5 protein-coding genes and 1 tRNA gene are annotated in these 3,787 nt (G+C 44.5%); 1 reads left to right on the top strand and 5 read right to left on the bottom strand.

Annotation, left to right across the window (positions count from 1 at the left end; genetic code table 11):
• Positions 1-24 precede the first annotated feature (24 nt).
• The 4 genes from DP116_RS27465 to DP116_RS27450 form a co-directional block, all read right to left on the bottom strand.
• Positions 25-98 (bottom strand) — tRNA-Pro (locus DP116_RS27465).
• A 52-nt stretch (positions 99-150) separates the two neighbouring features.
• A complete protein-coding gene (locus tag DP116_RS27460; RefSeq protein ID WP_169158144.1) occupies positions 151-516 on the bottom strand; it encodes a DUF1818 family protein in 366 nt (121 codons plus the stop codon).
• 52 nt (positions 517-568) lie between these two features.
• A complete protein-coding gene (locus DP116_RS27455; RefSeq protein ID WP_169158143.1) occupies positions 569-1,108 on the bottom strand; it encodes a hypothetical protein in 540 nt (179 codons plus the stop codon).
• A 172-nt stretch (positions 1,109-1,280) separates the two neighbouring features.
• A complete protein-coding gene (locus DP116_RS27450; protein WP_169158142.1) occupies positions 1,281-1,517 on the bottom strand; it encodes a DNA-directed RNA polymerase subunit omega in 237 nt (78 codons plus the stop codon).
• A 151-nt stretch (positions 1,518-1,668) separates the two neighbouring features.
• Between DP116_RS27450 and DP116_RS27445 the strand changes: the two genes are divergently transcribed.
• Positions 1,669-2,088, top strand: coding sequence for a fasciclin domain-containing protein (locus DP116_RS27445; RefSeq protein WP_169158141.1), 420 nt, complete (start codon positions 1,669-1,671; stop codon positions 2,086-2,088).
• 91 nt (positions 2,089-2,179) lie between these two features.
• On the opposite strand, the gene DP116_RS27440 is transcribed toward DP116_RS27445, so the two are convergent.
• Positions 2,180-3,643: a glycoside hydrolase family 13 protein gene (locus DP116_RS27440; RefSeq protein ID WP_169158140.1), complete on the bottom strand. Its 1,464-nt coding sequence runs from the start codon at positions 3,641-3,643 to the stop codon at positions 2,180-2,182.
• Positions 3,644-3,787: the final 144 nt, after the last annotated feature.

Below are 3,787 nucleotides of genomic sequence, written 5' to 3'. Positions count from 1 at the left end.
CAGCCACAGTGATTGAACCTTCAATCGGAGCGGCGGGATTCGAACCCACGACCTCCACTACCCCAAAGTGGCGCGCTACCAAGCTGCGCTACGCCCCGTAGTCAACTTTCCAAGTATAACATCAAAAACCACAATTATCAAGGTCTAGATTTAAAAAACTTTGAGCATCTGGGAGGCTTTCAACAAACCACCAACAGCGGAATCATCCCATTTACCTTCTGCACAACGCCCTGTTTTCAGGATAAAACGCAGACTATAGGCATGAGGATAACCTTCCACTTCCATCCATAATAAATCGCTTTCAGCTTCACAGGTAATCTTTTCCTCATCCATTAATTCAGTTGCAATTTGCCTGATGGTGTCTGCTAGTTGCGTTAGTAGCCGACAAAAATCATTCAACTCAGCTTCAGTTAACTCGATCGCCCAATCATCTGTACCCACTAAACCTTTGAACTCTGGCGCTGCTGGGTTCCAGCCGATACGCCAACCAAGTCCACTTTTGAGAACGCGTTCCATAGTTGAAAAAGTAAAAAATCAGAAGTAAAAAGTGAAAAAATCTTTTGACTTTTTACTTTAACAACTGCGCACCTCCTTGTTTGGGTACTCGTCTGGGAGTTGGGGTTGTGTCCTCTGGCTGTGATGAGGAGGGAGTGGGGGTAGAAGCTGGTGTATTTTGAGATTTCGGACTAAAAACATTTACCAAAGCTTGCACTAACGCATCCCGCTGGCGACGGTTTAGCCGTGCAATAGCAGCGCGATCGCCATCAAAAGGATTTTTTCTTAGAGTCTCTTTCCCAGGATAAGTCGTTTCATACATCACTTCATTGGCACTCATGTAATCAGCCAAAGTCAGCTTCCAATCCAGTCGATAATTTGGTGCACGTCCTTTCAAATAGGAGTGATACCATATCATACGACTGACCAAGGTGTTATTTTCTGCAACTTTTCCTGTTTCTTTGCTAATGTACTGATTTTCTCGGGGTAAGTCGGGTAATTGTTGATAAACTGCTTGCCAAACATCACCAGGACTGACTCTTTGAGCGTCAGCTCTTTGGGAAGAACTCAAAAGAAGTAAGCTAATTAGTACTATCCCTACTCCCCTAATCATGTCCCGGAAGGGGAGATGGCGAGGTAGGGAGAGTAAGGAAGTAAGGGAGTCAGGGAGATGAGGGAGTATTTTCTTCCCCCTTCGGGTTCGCAGAGCCAGCACGAGGGAAACCCTCCCGCAGCGCTGTCTCACCTGCTTCCTTTTCTCCTGCTTCTTTCCGGTAGACATCACTCTAGACTTCACCAATAATTTCTGGTTGAGTCAGTTCATCAGACATTTCAATAATTGCCCTCAGTACTGGCTTCATCATTACATCATCTGCATTGTCAAAGTCTTCATAACGCCGACGCTTCGCACGATTTGCCACTTGAACTGTAATGCGGTAGCGATTTGAGGCTGCACCAATGAGATCCTCAGCACGGTGCATAACTTGCGATTGAGTCGTGTCGAACTTAGAACGCTTTAGCATAAATTACTGGTTCAGTGAAGTCATTCTCTTCAGTTTAGCAGCACCAACATGCTTACTGCCCCATGATTAGTTACAAGCAACCTTTCTGTTGATAGAGGTTGATACTTTTTTATCGCTCTATAAGTATTTTGTAACCATCAAACATTATCTCATGGCTGACCTTGTTGAAACTGCTATCAACGCCGGAAATTTCAACACGCTAGTGAAGGCTGTTGAAGCTGCAGAACTCGTAGAGATTTTGAAAAGTCCTGGTTCCTATACAGTCTTTGCACCCACGGATGACGCATTTAACAACCTACCACCAGGAACTTTAGATTCATTGCTGCAAGATATCCCCAAATTGAAAAAGATTCTGATGTATCATGTAGCCTACGGGGATGTTAGGTCTGACGATTTAATCCAAATTGACCATGCTGAAACACTAGAGGGGTCAATTGTGGCAATTGATTCTGCTGATGGCAAAGTGAAAGTGAATGACGCCAATGTCCTAAAAACTGACATTATTACGGACAATGGCGTCATTCATGTTATTGATGCAGTGTTAATGCCTGCAATGGTTGCTGGAAAGTAGGGGTGCAATCTACTGCACCCCTCTAAGGGTAGGAGAAGTCACCTCAAACGCGAGAGTTATTCTGAATTCGTATAGCTGAATTTTTCTTCATTCACCCTACACCTATAATGGAGCCTGAGCGTGGAGGAACAGTTAAAGTCAGATTCCTAGATTCTCCCTCAACACTCCACTCCACCTCTGCTGCGCCATACAAAAGTTTATTAGGTTGAGTGTTCAAACTTGTGATGTCAACATTCCCTTTTGCCTCAGCAGTACCAACGTTAACCGCAACAATCAATTCCTCTGTTGCCAAAACTCGCGCAAAGATGTAAAGTGCTCCTTGAGCATATAGAACTTTGTAATCGCCTGTACGCAAACATGGGTAAGCATGTCTTATGGCAATTAATTCGCGATGAGTCTGGAAAATTTCCCTGTCCCAATTAGCTTCTAGTGGAAAACCACGACGAGAGTCTGGATCTATTGCTCCTGGTAAACCAACTTCATCTCCATAATAGATACTGGAAGCACCAGGAAAGGTCAGAAGCAGTAAAGTTGCTAATTCTCCACTTGCTTTATCACCACCAGCAATAGTCAGCAACCGTGCTGTATCGTGACTCGCAAGTAGATTTAGTTGAGTCAGTTGAATCTCCCAAGGGTAAAGTTTCAAGAGTCGTTCAATTTTCTCAGCATACTCAGCGGCGAACAAGGGTGGGTAGGGTTTGTAGTCGCGGCTTTGTACTTGTTCCATAACAACGCGATCGCCCGCAGTAAAACCAATAGTCGGTCCTGCAAACAAATAATTCATCACCCCATCGAATTGAGTCCCATCCAACCATTGACGGGAGTCTCCCCAAACTTCGCCAACAATATAAGCATCGGGATTAATAGCTTTGACTCGCTGACGGAACTCTTGCCAAAAACCAGGAGTTTTAATCTCAAATGGCACATCCAACCGCCAGCCGTCAATCCCGAATTTAACCCAATATTCGGCGATTTCCATGATATACTCTCGCACTTCCGGGTTATCATGATTAAACACTGGCAGCGCTCGATTACCATCCCAACCCACATAATTAGCAGGAAACTCACCATTATAAGGAGAAACGGGCCAGTCTTCTATTTTGAACCAATCTACCCAAGGTGAATGAGGACCATTTTCCAAAACATCGTGGAAAAAGAAAAATCCACGACTAGAATGGTTAAATACCCCATCCAGAACGACTTTGATATTCCGCGCGTGAGCAGCGTCTAGCAATTCCTTAAAAGCCGGGTTACCCCCCAGCATTGGATCTACTTGATAATAGTCGTGTGTGTGATAGCGGTGATTGCTAGCCGACTGGAAAATCGGTGTGAAGTAAATGGCGTTAATTCCCAAGTCTTGTATATAATCTAACTGCTCTAGAATGCCCCACAAATCTCCTCCCTTATAACCTTGGAGTGTAGGCATAGCTTCCCAATCTTCCCAAGCAGCATTTTGTAAAAGCCGTTTGCGGGGTTGTTTGCTTCTGGCAAACCGATCTGGAAAGATTTGGTAAAAAACAGCGTGTTTAACCCAGTCTGGTGTTTGAATCTCCATGAATCACTCTCTATTTCTCCACAGCAATCGTTGCAGATCTCTGGTACTTACGACTCACACTTGTGGTAGAAAATTTCACGGTTACTCTCAAGAAACACGCTTAACAGGGAACAGGGAACAGGGAACAGGGAACAGGGAACAGGG

The sequence above is a fragment of the Brasilonema bromeliae SPC951 genome (assembly GCF_012912135.1).
In the GTDB taxonomy this organism is placed as follows: domain Bacteria; phylum Cyanobacteriota; class Cyanobacteriia; order Cyanobacteriales; family Nostocaceae; genus Brasilonema; species Brasilonema bromeliae.
The sequence above is the reverse complement of the archived record's forward strand: the minus strand, read 5'-3'. Positions and strand labels throughout refer to the sequence as shown.